Origin of the sequence: Myroides sp. C15-4, assembly GCF_050522745.1 — a bacterium.
Classification (GTDB): domain Bacteria; phylum Bacteroidota; class Bacteroidia; order Flavobacteriales; family Flavobacteriaceae; genus Flavobacterium.
This window is the reverse complement of record NZ_JBMVQX010000002.1, coordinates 100,427-120,175: the sequence shown is the minus strand read 5'-3', so window position 1 is coordinate 120,175 and position 19,749 is coordinate 100,427. Positions and strand designations below refer to the sequence as shown.

The 19,749-nt window shown below is 38.1% G+C and carries 9 protein-coding genes; 2 read left to right on the top strand and 7 right to left on the bottom strand.

Features of this window, described 5'->3' with window-relative positions; all coding sequences use genetic code 11:
• Positions 1–17 precede the first annotated feature (17 nt).
• Complete coding sequence (locus tag ACPDHL_RS01590; protein WP_430531050.1) at positions 18–1,052, bottom strand: AMP-binding protein; 1,035 nt, start codon at positions 1,050–1,052, stop codon at positions 18–20.
• A gap of 20 nt (positions 1,053–1,072) precedes the next feature.
• Positions 1,073–1,978: a CPBP family intramembrane glutamic endopeptidase gene (locus ACPDHL_RS01585; protein ID WP_430531049.1), complete on the bottom strand. Its 906-nt coding sequence runs from the start codon at positions 1,976–1,978 to the stop codon at positions 1,073–1,075.
• Positions 1,979–2,020: 42 nt separating this feature from the next.
• On the opposite strand from ACPDHL_RS01585, the gene arsC reads away from it, so the two are divergent.
• The gene (gene arsC / locus ACPDHL_RS01580; RefSeq protein WP_430531048.1) at positions 2,021–2,362 is read left to right on the top strand and encodes an arsenate reductase (glutaredoxin); all 342 of its coding nucleotides are present in this window, start codon (positions 2,021–2,023) and stop codon (positions 2,360–2,362) included.
• 84 nt (positions 2,363–2,446) lie between these two features.
• Entirely contained in the window at positions 2,447–4,942 is a 2,496-nt protein-coding gene (locus ACPDHL_RS01575; protein WP_430531047.1) for a TonB-dependent receptor domain-containing protein, read from the top strand.
• 745 nt (positions 4,943–5,687) lie between these two features.
• Here ACPDHL_RS01575 and ACPDHL_RS01570 read toward each other — a convergent pair.
• The 5 genes from ACPDHL_RS01570 to ACPDHL_RS01550 all read right to left on the bottom strand — a co-directional run bounded on the left by ACPDHL_RS01570 (position 5,688) and on the right by ACPDHL_RS01550 (position 19,643).
• Positions 5,688–11,657, bottom strand: a complete 5,970-nt coding sequence (locus tag ACPDHL_RS01570; protein ID WP_430531046.1) for an alpha-2-macroglobulin family protein — start codon at positions 11,655–11,657, stop codon at positions 5,688–5,690.
• Between the two features lie 170 nt (positions 11,658–11,827).
• Positions 11,828–13,396 carry a M20/M25/M40 family metallo-hydrolase gene (locus ACPDHL_RS01565; RefSeq protein ID WP_430531045.1) on the bottom strand — a complete coding sequence of 523 codons (1,569 nt, stop codon included), beginning with the start codon at positions 13,394–13,396 and terminating at the stop codon, positions 11,828–11,830.
• 672 nt (positions 13,397–14,068) lie between these two features.
• Positions 14,069–14,878, bottom strand: a complete 810-nt coding sequence (locus tag ACPDHL_RS01560; protein ID WP_430531044.1) for an endonuclease/exonuclease/phosphatase family protein — start codon at positions 14,876–14,878, stop codon at positions 14,069–14,071.
• Positions 14,879–14,880: 2 nt separating this feature from the next.
• Positions 14,881–16,368: a RagB/SusD family nutrient uptake outer membrane protein gene (locus tag ACPDHL_RS01555; protein ID WP_430531043.1), complete on the bottom strand. Its 1,488-nt coding sequence runs from the start codon at positions 16,366–16,368 to the stop codon at positions 14,881–14,883.
• 11 nt (positions 16,369–16,379) lie between these two features.
• A complete protein-coding gene (locus ACPDHL_RS01550) occupies positions 16,380–19,643 on the bottom strand; it encodes a TonB-dependent receptor (RefSeq protein WP_430531042.1) in 3,264 nt (1,087 codons plus the stop codon).
• Positions 19,644–19,749 lie beyond the last annotated feature (106 nt).

Genomic DNA, 19,749 nt, shown 5'->3' with positions numbered 1-19,749 from the left:
TTCATCGTTTTCACCCGTTATTCGTTTACATTTTTACTTCGAATCACTTTACCTGATTCCGTTTCAACAAATTGTTCAACAAATTGTATTTCTTTAGGTCTTTCATATTTAGCCAAACCATCAAAGAGATCTTCTGGCAAAGCATAGGGCTTATTTTCAATCACCAAAACAACAATAGTACCAAAATAATCATCTGCTTTACCTGCAATAAAAAAGCGCGAAGGTATTTTCGCTGCTAATTTTTCTTCAATTTGCTCTGGGTACAGCTTCACACCACCGCTGTTAATTACATGGTCAAAGCGTCCCAACCACTCAAATCGATGGTCGTCAATTTGGTTCACTAAATCGTTGGTGATAAGACGTGTGGCACTAATACTTGGAATATCAATAACCAAACAACCGCGATCGTCGGTTTGTATTCTTGCATGAGGGAGTACTTCAAAATAGGGGTTTCCTACTTTCTTTGCTGCCATATGGGTAATCGTTTCCGTCATACCATAGGTTTCGTACACTTTTGTTTGTTTGTGTATTAATTTTTGTACCAATACTGGCGATACTTTTGCTCCACCGATAATCAAGGTATTGATTTGATCGAGTTCATTTAGGCTATTTTCCACCTGCATGGGCACCATGGCCACAAAATTGTAATAAGTTGTATTGCCCAGTAATGGTCGAGCGCTTGGTTTACAAATATCTAATTTCCAACCAAATAAAAGCGCACGAATAAACATTAACTTCCCACCTACAAACTGAGCCGACATACACAAAAGCGCTGTACTTCCCGCTGGGATGTCAAAAAAAGTAACCGTAGCTGTTGCTGAGGCTACCATGGCTTTTTTCGGTAAGTGGATTTCCTTAGGTGGTCCAGTTGTTCCTGAAGTGCGTTGTATCACAAACTCCTTCTCATCAAACCAATCAATTATCAGCTGTCCTACTTGGACTAAATATTCCTCTTGTGTGGCTAGCATTGCCTTTGCCTCACGTAAGAGCGAGTCAACGGTATGCCTCACACCATTTAATTTGAATTGAGGGTGAATATCGTAATGATTCATAACTATCTATTCAAAAATGATTAAGCTACCCTTCCCAACAAGCGATTTTTCCAATCCGTCCACTTGTATCGTTTAGCGAATATAACGAGTAAAATAGGGTAAAACACAACTACTTGCCAAATAAATTCCCAAACGGAAATGGCTGCTAAAGGCGTAGTATTCAAAAATAGGGAATTCGTTTGAAAAACAGTCCAACTTGAGGTAACTAGTAAAGCGCCAATCAAATTATTCGCTGCATGAAAACCAAGTGCTAATTCCAATCCATCATCCATTAATGTCATAATCCCCAAGAAAAAACCTGTCCCGATATAATACACCATAATACCGCCTCCTAATACTTCTACTTCAGGATTAGCAAGGTGTAACAATCCGAATACAACAGATGTTACAATCAGGGCTATTCCTCTATTTCGAGTCGCTAAACCGACACCCTGCATCATATAGCCACGAAAGAAATACTCTTCAAAGCTCGTTTGAATGGGAATAAAAATTAGGGCAATGACCAGAAAGCCTAGAAATGCGGTTGGATTAAAGTTAAATTCAAAGTGGGAGGGATTCAAGAGATAGCTGATACTAAAACTCAGTATAATCAAAGCGGTTTGACAGCCAAAGGCGAATCCAAATCGCTTGAGGTCTATTTTCATGCGGGATGTTGTCAGGCTTACCAGGGATTGTTTATGTACAAACAAGACCCATAAAGCTAACAATACCAAAAAGATAGCAAAAGGAAAAATCAACTGCAAGAAAGCCCCGTTTTTCCCCAATATCTCAATTTGAGAATGAATTAATTCTTGAGTTGAGACCGAAGAATATTTTGTAACCAGCCAGTTTACAAACATAATCATCAAATAAAAGAAGGTAAACGGAAGATAATATAGGGTTTTCTTCCTATTTACTTGATGTAGTAGTTGGTCGATGTATTTCATTTTTCAAAAAAATTGCTATATTTGAGAACAAACCTTAACACTATGATTACAATTTATCACAATCCTCGTTGCAGTAAATCAAGAGAGAGTATCGCGTTTATGGAACAACAAGGCGTAGCCTACAAAATTATAAAATATTTGGATGCAAATCTTGGTTATGACGACATTAAAGCGCTTTTACAAAAATTAAACTACACCCCGATTGAGTTAGTGCGCATCAAAGATGCGTTTTGGCAGGAGAATTTTGCGAAACAAACCCTTTCTGATGAAGAAATCATTCAGGCCATGGTGAAACATCCGCAAATCATAGAGCGTCCAGTCGTAGTCAATGGCTCAAAAGCTATTGTTGCAAGACCTACAGAAAAAATACACCAAATTCTTTGATTAACTTTTTTTTAACAAAATAGTTATTAAACCAATGGTTAAAATTATAGTCTAAGTAGATGATAAGTAAACTAAACGACTATAATGAAAAAACAAATGCCTTCATCAGTTCTTCTGCTGTTGTTCGTATTCTTTACGGCACTAACAACAGCAGCTCAGAACCGCCCTCAACCTACGACAACCAGTACAGTCACCGGTACGGTTATTGAGGCGGCAACGAATACGCCTTTAGAATACGCAAGTATTTACGCTCAAAATGAGAGCAATTCCAATATCATTTCTGGAGCCATGACCGATTCAAAAGGATACTTCTCTTTTGATGTTCCAGATGGAACCTACTATATTAAAATTGACTTTCTTGGTTTTAAAACCTTAGAATTACATCATATTACTGTACAGGGAAATACCAATACCGGGGTACACAAAGTACAGGATGATTCTCAACTATTAGAAGAAGTAATGGTCATTGCTGAACGTTCTACTGTAGACATCAAACTCGATAAAAAGATCTACAATGTTGGACAAGATATGATTGTCAAAGGAGGTACTGCAGCAGATGTATTGGATAATGTACCGTCTGTTGTAGTAGATAGTGAAGGAACAATCAGCCTCAGAGGAAATGAAAACGTAAAAGTATTGATTGATGGTAAACCGACTGGATTAGCGAACAACATCCAAGAGGCCATGCGTATTTTACCTGCTGAATCCATCGATCGCGTTGAAGTTATTACCAATCCATCTGCGCGTTATGAGGCAGAAGGAGGAGCGGGTATCATCAATATTATTCTGCGCAAAGGAAAAGCACAAGGAATCAACGGTAGTGTAACAGGAACAATTGGCGATCCACGTAACTACGAATTGAACACCATGTTTAATGTGAGAGGAGAAAACTACAACTTCTTTACTTCTTTAGGTTATAGAGACTCCAAATCTGATGGATACAATTTGAATGACAACCGCTATATTGATCCTACAACTGGTGAACCTACACAACGCATTTACGAATACAAAGACAACAACAGAGAAAGACAAGGATACAATGGTTCATTCGGTTTAGAATGGTATCTAACTCCTTCTATTACGTGGACGAATACCGTAACAGCGCGACGCAATTCGGGATACAATCCAAATAAAGTAACCTACAATTACTATGACGCTGCTGATACTTTTTTATATAATAGATATAGAAACGAAAACAAAGACAGTGAGAGAAATAACCTGGAGTACACCACGACCTTCGAGAAAAAATTTGAGAAAGAAGGCCATGTCCTAACAATCGAAGGATCGATTGCTCAAGACAAGGATAGAGAAGACGCCTCTATTGACGATATCAATGATTTTTTAAATCAAACCTCATTTGAACGTACTTTCAATAAAGAAAAAGAAAAAAGTGGTTTAGCTAAGTTAGACTATACCTTACCTATAGGGGAAAACGGAAATTTCGAAGCAGGTTATTTGGGAACGTTTAAGTCTAATACAACTGATTTTAATTTACAACGCTTGCAAAATAACAGCTGGAATACCGATATGCGTTTATCTAATATCTTAGAATACAAGGAAACAATTAATGCCCTTTATGCTCAATATGGGGATCGTATTACTCCAGAACTGAGTTTTATGGTTGGTTTGCGTTGGGAAGATTCGAATATTGACGTGAATCAATTGGCTACACAGAACTATAACAACAAAAAATACAATGATTTCTTTCCGAGTGCCTTCTTGAACTACGAATTAAATGAAAGTACAAGTACGAGTATTAGTTACAGTAGACGTGTAAATAGACCCCGTGGATTCTTCTTAAATCCATTTTCGAACTACACGAGTAACATCAACTTTTTCCAAGGAAATCCCGACTTAGATCCAGCGAAAACACATGCTATTGATTTAGGTTTTATGAAGCGTTGGACTGGTTTTACCTTAAATGCGTCAGCTTACTATAACAAAACAGAAGATACCTTCCAATTTGTTCGTCGAATTGCTGGAGAAACGGAAGATGGCACACCGATTTCTATTAGTTCACCGATTAACTTAGCGACAGAACACCGCTATGGGTTGGATATTACTTTAAACTACACGCCTTTCAAGTGGTGGAGATTAAATGGTAACTTCAACTTCTACCGTACAGAAACTAGAGGAGATTATACCTTTACGCATTTAGATGGCACCCTAGAAACACAGAATTTCGATAAAAACACCTATGCTTGGTTTACTCGTGTATCGTCCAAAATTACCTTGCCATACAAAATAGATTGGCAGTTAAACGGAATGTACCGCGCTCCATACAACACAGCACAAGGAAAAGTATTGGGTAACTTGTCAGGTAACCTTGCATTAAGCAAAGACATCTTAAAAGACAAGGGAACTATTACCTTTAACATTAGCGATATCTTCAACTCAAGAAAAAGAGAACAAGATCTCGTTCTACCACAAACGATTTCACACAGTGAAATGCAATGGAGAGGTAGACAAGTCAATTTGTCGTTTACTTACCGATTCAATCAACCCAAAATGGATAAGAGAAATATGAAACCAGGAGGCCCAGAAGCCGGTGGAGATATGGAAGGCATGGAAATGCTTTAGTATAAAAAAAGAGACTAAAACTTCGTTTTAGTCTCTTTTTTTATGTTTACAGTTAATCGGTTAACGGTTGACCTCGATCGCGGCAATCCGTGCGTTAGAAACAAGGTCAACAAAATACAAAGCAACGGGTATTCATAGTACCTATTTCATACCCCTAAAAACAGTTGGATGGATAGATGAAGGTACGGATTTAAATCCGCGCCCTTGGATTAGTTACCTACAAAGCGTTTTGTTTTTACATGAATTTAGACGAAAAAGAAGTGTTTAGTTTCTTTCAGTAAATCGGAAAGGGGGGTGGGTTTTGTTCGAGTCATGTTCGAGTCATGTTCGAGTCTTCTTCGGTAAATGTAGGGTAATCCCCCGTAAATACGCATGTTTATCGAAGAAGACCCAAAGAAGACCCAAACAAAACTAAAACCAAACAATACAAATAGCTGAATAGTAGCTGTTTGTATTTTCCATATAAAGAAAGGGGGGATTGCAGGTTAATTTCGACCGATGTAGGTTTGTAAGTTATTCATGTAGCTTGTGAATAGCAAAGAACGATTCCCAATGGCGCGGATTTGCACCTTAAATCCGCGCCATCGGAATCGGTTGTTTTGCCTCTACACTACTTGATTTAAAAAAACACACTCCCTTTTTAAAATCCATTTAGTTTAAAAAATAAAAAAAAGACTTGAGTTCAATGAACTCAAGTCTTTTTTTTATTCGTTAAAAGGAAATTAAACCCTCTTGAACTGTATCATTAATTTCTCAAAATTTTCACATCCGCTCCTTCGCTAGTTGCATTCATTTCTGGTGCATACACACTTTGAAGGGTTGTAATACCATTGGAGAAATAGCCTGCATTATTTGCGCGTACATCGTATTCAAATACATAGGTACCTTTGCGTAGGTGGGTAATAAAGAAGTTTGTTGCTGCATCACGAGTTTCTTCGTAATATCCAAACTCTCCCTTTCTCTTGTATCCTGAGCGAACATTCATTGGTTCGAATCCACTTGCACGCATGTCTTTTAGGTGAACATAATCCATGTCTCGATCTACTGAAATTTCCAATCGCACAGTAACTACATCCCCTACTTTAATTGGAGTTTCGTTGGTGATTTCACGCAATACTTGTCCGTTGTCTGTAGAAGCTTTAATAAACAATTGTTTGTCAAAAGCAATTCCTGTACCTGACTTCGATACTTTAGACAAATCGTCAAAATACTGCCAGTACATGGCACCATAAGCAACTCCCGCCGATTTTTTGTCTAATTCTACGACTCCCATTTTGGGTTGAATCGCAGCTGCATCCCATACTTTTTTGTAGTATCCTGCATTCAATTGTTCGGATTTGTCAAAATTAACAGGGTATCCGCCTACTTTTACCTCAACGCTTTGATCACTGTGCATCCAGTTTTTCCCCAAATACAATAAAGCGTATACGGCACGTGATGTTGCTTTGGTTGAGTTCCACGCTACGGTTTGTTTGTTTTTCAGCAACCACACCTTCATGTCTTCAATTGCATTGGCATATTTTGTTGCATCTACTTCATGTGCTGCCTCAATAATCATCACTTGTGTTTCTATTGGCGCATTATACCACAACCATCCTGCTGCATTCTCTTTCCAATACATGCCCATTTCATCACTGCGCACTGCTGTTTCTACAATGGTTTTCAACATTGCATTTGCTGCTTTCGAATCGCCAAATCGCTGTAAAACAACTGCCTTCATAGCTGAAGTATACAGGTTGTCTGTCGCTTTTTGGGTCGCTAATTCTTTGCGGTAATCCGCAATCATTTTCGAGTATTTCTCTTGGATTTTAACTTCCTCTTTAAACAAACTTCTCACGTATAAATAGTGTAAGTCTAAAGCAGCTAATTTATCCTCATTCTTATTCTTCTGATACGTGGCATAATGTTGTTCATCCAAATAAGTTAAAGCTCTTTTCACTAAGGCCATTATCGTTTCTGACTGTGGCATTCCTCCTGCTTGTTTCATTTGTCCAAATCCTTCGACAATGGTTTGGGTAATGTACACATTGGATTGATCTCCACTAAACCAAGGGAAACCTCCATCGTTGTTTTGTTGGTCAGCTAAACGCTCAAGCTCAGCATCTAATTCTATTTTCATCTTGTTTAAATCAAAAAGAACAGCTAAACGCTTCATTTGTTCGGTTTCATCTGCTGCTTGGCGAACCCATGGTGTTTCTTCAATCAACACTTGTTTGAGTTCTTCATTTTGCTCTAACTTCGACTGTATGGCTCCTTGTTTAGACCAATAGTCAAATACGGATTGAATGCGTGGATTGCTGTTTAGCAATTGGGTTGCAATGGTATTAGCGAATACTTTACTAAACGTTTGTTCGGTTCCTTTAAACGGATACTCCTTAAGGTAAGGCAAAGCTAAGATAGCCGTCCACATTGGATTTGCCGTAACTTCTAACGTCAGCTTATAATTTTCACGTGTGGCTGATAATGGTTGTTCTAAAGCGTCAAAAGTGAATAATTTATTTTGTCCTTCTTTGATGTACAACGGCATAGTTTCGGTAACCAAGGTACGGTTAGACAAAACTGGAATAGCGGCTTCTTCTCCATCGCTAAACGCACCTGCTTTAGCCATTATGCGGTATCCTAAAGCAACGATGTCTTTGGGAACATTGATGGTCCAAGCTACTTCAGTATTTGCTGTTGCTCCAAGTGTAAAATTTTGTTTTGCTGCGTTTCCTTCTTCTACTACTCCTGTTAACGGCGCTGCTGTTAACGCATCGAAGAATTGAATTTCCACTTCTCCACTTAATTCAGTTGTATTTAAGTTTACAAGTTTAGTCGATACAGTAATCTGATCTTCTTCTCGAACAAAACGCGGCATATTCGGTTGTACCATCAATTCTTTTTGGGTGTGCACCAATTGCTCTACATAGCTACTTTGTAAGTCTTTAGTATGAGCAAAGGCCATAAATTTCCATTGGGTCAACGCTTCTGGTGTAGTAAAAGAGAAACTGACATTTCCTTTGTCATCCGTTTGTAATTGTGGGTAGAAAAAAGCGGTTTCTTTAAGGTTGGTTCTGATTTGAACCTCGCCTTTTTCTCTTGCTTTTTCTTTTGCCTCTTCTGCTGGAGGAGCTGAACCTATAGCGTCTGACATCATCGCTTCTTCTGCAACTTCAGGCATTACACGATTCGCACTTGCGTCTCGATCTCCTCTCATTGCATTTCCTGCCATCTCTTTATAAGCGACACGAGGAGAAGCTCCAAAGGTTGCCATAACAGTACCATAGCCCGAAGGACTAAACCCGTATAAATTCAGGCTTGTTGGTACGCCATATGCCACTAAACTAGGATAAACAGTACGGTTTAAAAGATTTTGCGCATAACTTTTTCTGCTGAAATTATAGGTTGAAAAATCCGAATCCTGCCCATAGCTAAAGAAATAATCAAAGTTCGTTTGAAAGGAAGTATTACTTCTAAATTGGTCTAGGGAAGCGTCGTACATACCCGCAACCATTTCAGCAGCGAATTTGTCTTTTGTTTTTCCCGACACTTTTAATCGCCAAGTTTCCTCTTGTCCTGGGGTTAATTTATCTCTAAAGGTAACGAGTTCTAGTTTTAAATCTTCTTGACTTGCATCCAAAACCAATTGGGCTGATTTTTGCGTCGCAAAATTGTGTTTGATCGCTGTAAAGCTCACGCGTACATCGCCCATTTCCCCTGTCATTGGGTACTCAAAATAGCTGGCTTTTCGATTTACTTCCAGCGTTTTCTTTTGCTTTAGGTGTCCATTTACAAAAACAGAAGCAATCACCGTGGTTTGATTTTCACCACTTTGCAATCTTATTTTTGCTACTTCACCTGTTTTATACTTTTCTTTATCCGCTTTTACAGAGAGTAATTGATAAATTACTCCTGGTTCTTCTTTGGTATTGTCATAGTAGAAGTATTGCTCTACTGTTGTTTTCTCTCCTTTTTCCCAAACAAACCCTTTTAACAAGTAGAAACCAGACGCCAATACTTTTGCATTAGGGAACGCTACTTCACTTTCTTTTGCGGTATCGAAATCTTTGGTAAATACTACTTTTCCTTGTTTCCATTTGGTGTGATCGATTTCATCTCCATAGCCAACATACGGGAACTTGCTTACGAATTCTTCATAAGTATACAATTCGTAATCTTCTTTGGTATAGTTTTCATACGGCAATAACATGCGTCGAGCGTAAGGGGCTTCTAAAGCAACAATACTCAATTCTCCCTTGGCAGCGAATGCTGCTCCATTGAGGTTATTGGTTTTGATTTTGATTGCTTCTAACTCCTTGGTAGATACCATTTCGTTCGTGCTAATTGGCAATTGAAGACTGATATTCTTATCCCCTACATAAATCGTTTGCGTACTACTATGTGTTTCTCCGTTGATATCCATCACATCGGCATAAACGGTATACGAATGCACGCGTAAATCATCTGCTTTGTACTCCTTGCGTTCTGGAGTAGCGATAAAATCTATCGTAAAGTTTCCTGTTGCATCTGTTTCTACTTCTCCTTGTGTAAGTGTAACAGCTTGTTCGCGATTTGGCCATCCGTAATACCCGCGAATATCATAGCGATACCCCGAATTGCGGACCACACGATACTTCACTGTACTCTGTGATACGTTAGCTCCTGAGTAATCCATCGCTTTTCCTTTGGCTTCTACTTTTTCGTCGAAATAGTATACACCTTTCACCTCATCCATCGTCACTTCAAACTTTGGACGTTTGTATTCTTCCACACTGATGGAGGCATATTCTTCTATATTACCTTCTTTTAGTAGGACTTCAAAGTTTAAATTGCCCAATAAGCCCGTTGTAGGCAAAATAAACTCCCCTTGAACAGATCCGAATTCATTGGTTTTCAAGGCTAATTTCCCTACTTCTTGTTGGGTTTGTTGGTTCATTAATCGAACGGTCACCTGTTGATTGGCTCCCACTTGTCTTGTTTTTCCTTTTTGACGGAAGACGATTGACTTGAAGTAAACCACTTGTCCAGGGCGATAAATTGCACGGTCGGTTAATACTTTTGCATTCCAATTTACCGTTTCAATTCCCTCTTCTACTTCTTTGCTCTTTGGATACGCATAAGTTGAATAAAAGATGGATTCTCCTTTTACGCCGTAATATAAATTTGCATATTCTTTGATAAAATCAGCGGTAAACTCTCCATTGCCATCGGTATTAACGAAAGTTTCCCAATAGGCTTTACTAAATTCTTTTTTAGGTCCATTAGCTAGGAATACTGCTTGATTGGCTTTGGGTTGTCCTGTTTTTCGATCGTATAATCGGAATTTGTTGCCACTAGTTAAAAAGGCATTCGACGTGATATTGATCAACGCCATACTCACCACGTCTTTTTCTTCCGTGAGGTAGTCAAAATCGCGGTTTGCCAATAGCACTATATAACGTCCTGCTGGAAGAGGTTTCAACTCTACATGGGTGGTATGTGCTTTATAATCCGTAAACGATTTTAACGCAAGGGTATAGTCCGCTACTTTTTCGTAATCTGAGGCAATTTTTTTATATCCTGCTAGATTGCTAGGTTCGTTGATTGAAAACGTCTTATCATCTCCTTCAAACTTTAAAATTTTAAAGTGAAGTGTTCCTAAGTTTTTATGCGTTACGGCTAATACCGAACTAACTTCAGGTAATTCGTATGCGTTATAACTAACGTCTAAAGACGGGGCTTCGACTACTTTCTTCAAGTTTGCTAAACGCTGTGCGGTTTCTGTTCCCGGGAACTTCTCAACCGCTTGGTCAATAAAGGCCAATAACGTTGCACCTGCTGTTTCTTCTACCTCTTCTTCTTGACCATCGCGATAGGTATAGTACATAAATTGCGCTACTGCTTCATGCACTAAAGCTGACTTCGGATGCTGTTTTAACAAGTCTTGGTATACTTTATTGCGTGTGGCTAAATCACTGCGATCTTCAAAACTAGTCAACGCAAACACCTGAACATAAGCCGCTAATTCGCCTTGCCCTTTTTTGGTTAACTCTTGAATTACTTGTTGGATCAACGCTTTCGCCTGTGCTTTCTTCTGCTCTCTTTGTTCGGCCGACGCTCGATAAGCGAAGCCATTGCTCAAATAAGAAGCATAATCCATGCGCAATGCATCATAGACCGTAAATTTTGAAAAATCAAGGTTGTATTGTTCTGCAAGTAGAAATACATCATTCCAACTGCCTACTGTAGCTGTTGTATTTTTATTTGCTGTTTCCAACGATGCCTTCCAATAAGCGTCACTTTCTCTTTCAAAATCCTCTTTGGTCCAAAAGCGAATGTCGTTCGTTTTTTGTTGCTCTCCAGCGGTTCTGTTGCTCAATTTGTACGCATTTTCCTCGTAATACAATTGATATAAACGCGCTACATACGCTTGAAGAATTGCTTTATACTCACCTGATGCGGTTTTTAGTTCCGCTTCAAACGCTTGTAAAATCGTATTAATATCATACGTTTTATCTTCTTTGGTTACGATATTGATTTTTGCTTCGTAGAACATGCCCTTCAAAAGGCTTGCATAGGCTTTTGACTGACGAGAAAGGCTAATAACTTCCTGTACTTCTGGGAGCATACTTTGCACTTCCTGTTGTTCCTCCTTGTGCTCGATACTTTTCCAAAGCTCTTGTATCTTTTTATTAGGCTGTTGTGCAAAACCTAATATGGGAGCCAGTATCATGACATACATATTTAATTTTTTCATAAGAAATAATAAATTGGGTGCATAAATATATAACTATTCGCAATGACATCAGACGTTCTCACACTAAAAAACACTTCCTTATCAAAAAATAAGCAAATATCTTAATATCAAGATACCACAAGGAAATAAAAAAAGCTTTTCCTTGATGAGAAAAGCTTTTTTTAAGACTACTATTGATCCGAATTTCGTTGGGGTTCTTTGGCAACGGGCCATTGTTGTTGTTCACCTTGATCATTTAGCGGGAGAACAACTTTTTCTCTCGACACCAGTTCCCCTTCTTCACTGGCTTTATAGGCCAATATAGCAAGGAGAATTGCGTTGTTTTGCACATCGTCAAACACAATTTTATCTGCGGTGTCACGGTTGGTATGCCAGGTGTAATTTCCATAGCCCCAGCTGAGTGAACTCATCATAAAACCAGGGATGTCTTTACTGACAAAAGAGACGTGATCAGATCCTCCACCTGACGGAGATCCGGGGTAATGGGTTTTCAATTCTCTTTTGTATTCTTTTGGTACGGCTACTAACCAACGTTCTAGAAAGTCATAAGCATGTAAAAAGCCTTGACCTGCAATATTGGCAATTCGACCAGTTCCGTTATCTTGATTGAAAACAACCTGAATCTTATCTAATAATTCAGGATGGTCTGCTACAAAAGCACGAGATCCGTTTAGACCTTGTTCTTCACTTCCCCAGTTACCAATTAAAATGGTGCGTTTTGGGTGTGGTACTACTTGTTTGAGAATACGTGCAGCTTCCATCATGGTAATGATTCCTGTACCGTTATCTGTTGCGCCCGTTCCTCCATCCCAACTGTCTAAATGTGCGGATAGAATTACATACTCCTCTGGTTTTTCAGTTCCTTTTAGTTCGGCAATTGTATTATAGGTTTGCGTAGTCCCCAAATCTTTGGACTGTACATTCACGTTAATTCTAGGTGTTTTTCCACCTGCCGCTAATCGATACAACAGCCCATAGTCTTCTAGAGCAAGATCAACGGTAGGAATTTTGGTTGTTTGAGCGCCAAAAATGCGATTAGCTCCCATAATTCCCGTCCAATAGGACATGACAACACCTGCTGCTCCAGCTTGTTCCAATACTTTTGGCAATTCTTTAGCGGTATATCCTGTATTTTCAATGCGAGCATACCAGGCGTCTTCGGTTTGTTGTCGTTCTATTTTCATTTTTTCATACGAGGCTGGCGTGGCATATTCTTTCCACTGATACTCCGGGCGACCGCTAGGTGGAAGTGCAGAGATCAACACATATTTACCTTTTATGGTAGGTAGCCAAGCTTCAAATTCTGCTTTATTTTTTGCATCAACCAATACAACGACTTCTCCTTCAACGCCATTCTTTTTGGTTGCAGGACTCCACGCCAATTGCGTTCCTTCTAGCGATTTAATTCGCGGTGTAGTCATTGTTATCTGAGAAGTACCTCTTTCCCATGCCTTCCACGTGCCATAGGCTTCATTACGCGCCTCTAAGCCCATTGCTTCATAGGTTGTTTTTACCCAATTGTGTGCTTGCATCATTTGAGGTGTTCCTACTAAACGAGGACCTATAACATCTAATAGTTCAAAAGCATAGGTTTTTATTTGTGAATGGGTTGTTCCTTCTTTAACGATGGCCTCTACAATAGGATCTTGCTGTTGTGCAAGGGTAATACTACTGCTACTAAGTGCTATTCCCCATATACTGTATTTGATTGTTCGGCTGAAAGAGCTCGTAAACTTCATTGATTTTTGGTTTTAATTTAGTTATGGCAAAATACTGTAATATCTCTTGTTACACAATTCTTTTTTAACAACCAAAAAAATAGGCGAGTACAAACTCGCCTACCTCAACCAAATTAACACTTTCACTTCATGAAATCACTTTTACTTTATCTTTATTTACTGTTACATTATACCTTTGCACTAAAGCTTTTCATTTCAACTCCTTTCAAGCAATACGAAGAAGCATTGTTCACTAGAAACTCTTTTCATCCCTTACTTAGACGCCACTCCTTGCTGTTACTATGATATAGTGTATAAAAAGGTGATTTACCCCTACTCCAATTTCACTTCATAACATTTTCATAACCTTTCACCCTCTTGGTATAACACCTTCTTAATACGGCTATAAACACAATAACAGAAATTGCATGTTTTTTTATTGCATCAGGATGAAAAGAAATATCCCAAAAGAAAAATTACTGCGTTAGTTTGTAGACTGAAGGATCTCTAGCATATCAAAAGAAAAACAAAGATAATCCACTAGTTGTATAGCTATATCAGGACGAGACAAGGACGAGACAGAATTAAATAGAAAACAGTTAACAGCACGCAATTAACCCGTTTAAAAAAATAAAGAGGGGGCCAAAAGGCCACCCTCTTTCTCTTGGATGTAAGTATATCAGTTAAACCGTACTATTTTTTTGTACTTATGATAATTTCTGCCATAACAGGTAAATGATCTAAGTCATTTAATCCAGAAAGTGGCGCTTCTACCTTCATAATTTTAATCCCGCTACTGGTGACAATATTATCAATATTCACATCTATTTTACCTGCCATTTTTCCTCCAGGAGCCGTTGTAAACCAACCTTGTGCTCCTCCACTAGCAACATTATATCCCAATGCTTTAAACTCTTCAAATGTTTTATTCTTTGCATTAAAGTCGCCCATGCAAATAAAATAATCGTATTTACTCAATTCTTCTTTCAGTTTTACTACTGCTTCATCATGCCATTCAGTTTGCCAAGGAATATGAGTAGAGATGATTGTTACCGTTTTATCACCTACTTCTAAATCACCTAAAACAGCGTAGTATTGGCCAAACCAAGCCACTTGTCGAATGTTTTTCAAGGTGTAATTGGTCGCAATTCCATTGAAAATCCATTCATTTTTGTCTCCAAAGTAGAGGTTTGTATAATAGGGTGCTAGTAATTCTTCTGTTGCCTTGTGTTTTCCGTCCTTATCAAAAAATTCATTCCATTCATTGACAATCATAAAATCGGCCCCTTGGGCGCCAATCCAAGAACGCCATGCTGCTAATTGCGCTTCTGCTATTTCTCCACTACCTTGAAAACCACCTAATTTACCCTGATTAAAATGTCCGACATTGTAGGTTAACATTTTTAAGCGAAGGGGTTGACTGCTATTTTCAGTTTGTGCTTGTACTGTTCCTATCGCAAACAATAAAGCAACGAAGGTTATAAATGATGTTATCTTTTTCATACTTAATATCCTGGATTTTGATCTTTCACTTGATCTAGTTTTTTGTTATAATTAAATTCTGTATCTGGAATTTTCCATAAATAATGGATGGGGTCGATGGATGTATGCTCCCCCTTACGGCTTTTATACTTGCCAATACGCTCTTCTGCCTTTCCTAATCGGACGATAAAGTCCCAATGCTTTCCTTCGTTAAAACGCTCATACATTTCCTCTTGGATCAAAACATCGACAAAAGCCTCAAAACTGCTTATTGTTGTTGCATCATAATCAATTGTTGGATGAATGGTATGAATTGGCTTTCCATAAGCTCTTCGCTTGATTTGATTCAACACTTCTACCGCCTTGGAAAAGTCTGCATTCACACGTGCTAATGACTCAGCATACGTAAACAAAACATCAGTATAGCGAATCAAAGGTATATTGACGTTTGCCCCTCCTCCTGAAGCATGTGGATCTCTATATTTGGTCAATAAACAGGTAGAATCACCATAGGTATCTGCTCCAAAAACGTAAAATCCGACATTGCGATCCAACCTAAAATCATTTGCATCCCAATTTTTAATTAGTTCGTTTTTCAGATCTGTATAATGGGTAAAGTATCCAAAACCATTGAGCATCAATTCATCGTTTATTTTGTACTTGGGATGTGAAGTATAGGATAAATACGACCATGTTTTATTGTCCGTACGCGATGTTTTAATATAAAACATCTCTTCTGTAGATCTTGGCAAATCAAAACCAAACACTTTGTCAAAGTCCAAGGAGTTAGTAATCGAAACTAAGCTATACTTTCCACTTTCAACCACCTCAGTAGATAATTGTAATGCCAAATCATATTGTTGTAAAAACAGGGCTACTTCAGCATACAATGCTTTTGCTGTTAATTGATCTGGTGTACCGCCAATTCGAGCATCTAAAGGCAAATTTGCTGCGGCAAATATCAAATCTTCTACGATAAAAGCATAGATCTCTTCTTTCGTGCTTTTGGGTAAGTCCCATTCATCTAAGTTTTTATCCGTACGCAAGATTACTCCTCCCCAATGCTTGACTAAATTAAAATAATTGTAGGCACGTAAAAAGCGCAATTCGGCTATAAACTTATTCTTTTGTTCCTCAGTTAATTCCTTCCCTGCTGGTAATTTATCAATCGCTATATTACTAAGTAAAATTGCGCGGTAAATATTGGACCAATTGACTTCTGATCGGGTCATCTGCCCTGAATTGACAAATCCTTTATAGCTGTCATAGCCTGTATAAATTCCCTTGGCATAAACGTATTCTGTATTTGCTTCTAGCAAGGTAAACCAGTTGGCGTCGTAGGATTGTCTCATTGACTCTAAAACTGCCATCACACTTGCATTTGCTTCTTCGGGTGTATTATAAAAATTGTCAACTGTATTGGCATAGGTATAGTCTGCTTCGTCTAATTCATGTGTACACGATTGTAACAAACACATACTGGTTCCTAAAAAAAATAATAATTTTCGCATAATAATCTATATTAGAACTGAGCTTTTAAGCCAAAAGTGAATGATTTAGTATTGGGATAGGTAAAGTGATCAATTGCGCTATCTATATCGCTATTTTTCGAATTTACTTCTGGATCTACTCCTTTATACTTAGTGAAGGTTAAAATATTTTGCGCACTTACATACACGCTTAAAGAAGTAAAAATTGCCTTACTCATCTTGTGTACAGGTAGATTATACGTTAATGCAATATTCTTCAAACGCAGATAAGAGGCATCTTCTAAGAAACGATCAGAATGACGTAAAACACCTACTTGTTCAATACGAGGGTAGTATGCATTAGCATTGTCTTGACCTTCTCTCCAACTGTTGTAATACACTCCTTTTTCTATATTCATTCCTTGACTATAGCTGTAATTTCTCATTTCGCTGATATTGTACACTTTATTTCCTTTGGAACCTTGCCAAAACATACTTAATTCGAAATCTTTATAACGAACATTGGTATTCAATCCATAGGTAAAATCAGGAAAAGGTGAGCCTGCTAAATAGCGATCCTCATTATCGCTATAGGTACCATCTCCATTAAAATCTTTGTATTTCAATCTTCCTGACTCATCTAAACCTTCGTCTTTATAGAGGTAAAAAGCACCTAAAGGCTGACCTTCTCTCAAAATTGTTGTTGTTCCTGAAGCATATCCTGTATGGGTGCTACCAAAAATATCATCTCCATTGGCTAGCTTCTCAATTTTATTGACATTTCGAGCGAAATTCACTTGTGCAGTAATACCGAAATCCTCTTGATCAACAATTGTAGCATCGAGCATTAATTCGATTCCACGATTACTCATACTACCAATATTTCGGATCGTATTTTTATACCCACTAGAAGAAGGTAAGAAAACGCGATTAAGCATATCTTCCGTCAATTTTCTATACACATCGACGGAAAAGTTAATGCGATTATTTAAAAAAGCAAGATCTACTCCGAAGTCCCATTGCGTTGTTGTTTCCCATTTCAAATTTCCTGGATAAACAGTTCCTGGTGCGTAATACGAATAATTTCCATTTTCAGTTGCTGTTTTTCCAGTTGTTAGAATATTCTGTGTTGCATAAGGATTAATTGCTGTAGATCCAGTCACTCCATAACTAGAACGCAATTTCAAATCTGAAATACTCAATTGCGCTAAAATTGGAATCAAAAACTTTTCGTTAGAAGCACGCCAAGCGACAGCAACCGATGGGAAATACCCCCACTGATTCCCTTTTGTATAGCGACTAGACCCATCGGCACGTATACTTGCCGTCAAGTAATACTTCTCGTCAAAATTGTAATTTAAACGCCCTAAATAGGACTGTAATACCCATTTGGTAAAACTACTATTAGGCGAGTTCATAATCTCGGCTGATCCCAAATCATATACCTCTGAAATATCGGATAGGAATGTATTTCCCGAAGCTTGTAAGTACTTCATTTTATAAGACTGATTGGTATAGGCTCCCATAATATCAATATGATGCTTATCTGCTACGGTTGTCTTGTAATTCAGGATATTTTCATTAATGGCTGTTTCACTGCGTGTAGCACTCAATGAAGCAGAGTTGCTTGAATAAATATATTTTTGTGTCGTATAGGATTCATATCGACTATCTGAGTTCTCATAGCCAAAAATCGTCTTCAACGTCAACCCAGGTAGTGGTTTTAAAACAAAACTAGAGTTAATATTACTCAAGCGATTATCGGTTTTATACTTGGATTCATTAACGATATTCATTGGGTTTCTCAACTCATGTGAAGACCAAGGAAACCAAGTGCGCAGTTCTTTGTAATCGCCATTTTCATCATAGGGATAAAAGTGAGGAGACGCTGCATAAATCGCAGACATTAATGAAGACCCTGCTGCTCCTCCGCCTTGAGATTGATTAAATCCAACTAACGCACTATACCCCATTTGCAAATTGACATCTAACCAATTCTTTACAGGCATACTCAGATTCGTACGCACATTCTTTTTATCAAACGAGCTATTGGGAATAATTCCCTCTCTTTTCAAAAGTGTTCCACTTACATAGTAATGTAACTTCTCTTTTGAGCCTGATAAATTGAGGTTATGACTCGAAATAGGCGCTGATTTAAACATCAAATCTTGCCAATCTGTTCCTTTGCCCATTTGATCTAAATCCGCTTGAGAAAAAGGCGCTTGTTCTAGTATTTTAGCATTTACTAAATACTCATTATAGAAACTAGCCCATTCTCTTTCATTCATCAAATCCAATTTTTTAATCTGCTTTTGAATACCATAATCGAAATTGTAATTCACAACCGTTTCTCCACTTTTCCCTTTTTTGGTTGTGATGAGGATAACTCCATTTGCTCCTCTCGAGCCATAGATAGCAGTGGCCGAAGCATCTTTTAAGATTTCCATACTTTCAATATCATAACTTCCAATAGAAGAACTATTCTGAGGAATTCCATCTACAATAATAAGTGGTGCATTTCCACCTAAAATAGAATTTACTCCTCGAATTCTAATGGAATAATCCCCCGATGGTTCCCCCGTATTTTGGGATACGGATACTCCTGCCACTCTTCCTTGTAGTGCTTGTAATGGATCTGTTACGGTATAACTCGTTAACTCTTTTTCTTTTACTGTAGAAACAGCTCCCGTTAGATCGGATCGCTTAGCCGTACCATAACCAATTACAACAATCTCATCCAAACTTGTTTGATCGACTTTCAGTTGAATATCCATTGTGGTATTGGCTACTACAAGCTGTGGTTTATACCCCATAAAATTGATTTCCAATTGATCTTGATTGGGTATAGCTTGAATAGTAAATGCCCCATCTAAATCAGAAGTTGTACCTTCTGAAGTACCTTTGAGAACAATGGTTGCCCCAGGTACAGTAAGATTGTGTTCATCTCGAATCACTCCCTTGAGTGTTTCGCGTTTTTTTACCTCTTCTTTTACAGAAATGGTATGCCCTGTTTTTTGATACGTAACCCCATATAGCGTTGATAGCGCATCTAATACCTCATTGATCGTTTTGCCTTTGAGGTTTACATTCTTTTTTACTGGGCTATTTTTAATTGGCTCGCCGTAAATAAACGTAAAGTCTGAATGGGTTTTAATGTACTCAAACACCTCAATAAGAGAAGCTTGATTCATCTTAATTGTAAAACCACTACTGGTTTTGTCTTGTGCATTTAAGGCCGTAGATTGTAAGAAACACAGCGATAGGACACAGAGCGTCAAAAAAAGTTTTCTGCCTTTTTTAAATAGTTTTAGACACATAATTGTTATCTTCGTTTTTTAAGTTAATCGAAATAAGATTATAGTATTGATTTTATAACTGTATTCAGTTGCAGCTGAGTACAGTTTTGTTTTTTTTTACACTTCT

What these genes read in the sequence shown, in the direction of transcription:
- ACPDHL_RS01590 (WP_430531050.1), bottom strand. Translation starts at nt 1,052, where the DNA reads ATGAATCATTACGATATTCACCCTCAATTCAAATTAAATGGTGTGAGG.
- ACPDHL_RS01585 (WP_430531049.1), bottom strand. Translation starts at nt 1,978, where the DNA reads ATGAAATACATCGACCAACTACTACATCAAGTAAATAGGAAGAAAACC.
- arsC (WP_430531048.1), top strand. Translation starts at nt 2,021, where the DNA reads ATGATTACAATTTATCACAATCCTCGTTGCAGTAAATCAAGAGAGAGT.
- ACPDHL_RS01575 (WP_430531047.1), top strand. Translation starts at nt 2,447, where the DNA reads ATGAAAAAACAAATGCCTTCATCAGTTCTTCTGCTGTTGTTCGTATTC.
- ACPDHL_RS01570 (WP_430531046.1), bottom strand. Translation starts at nt 11,657, where the DNA reads ATGAAAAAATTAAATATGTATGTCATGATACTGGCTCCCATATTAGGT.
- ACPDHL_RS01565 (WP_430531045.1), bottom strand. Translation starts at nt 13,396, where the DNA reads ATGAAGTTTACGAGCTCTTTCAGCCGAACAATCAAATACAGTATATGG.
- ACPDHL_RS01560 (WP_430531044.1), bottom strand. Translation starts at nt 14,878, where the DNA reads ATGAAAAAGATAACATCATTTATAACCTTCGTTGCTTTATTGTTTGCG.
- ACPDHL_RS01555 (WP_430531043.1), bottom strand. Translation starts at nt 16,368, where the DNA reads ATGCGAAAATTATTATTTTTTTTAGGAACCAGTATGTGTTTGTTACAA.
- ACPDHL_RS01550 (WP_430531042.1), bottom strand. Translation starts at nt 19,643, where the DNA reads ATGTGTCTAAAACTATTTAAAAAAGGCAGAAAACTTTTTTTGACGCTC.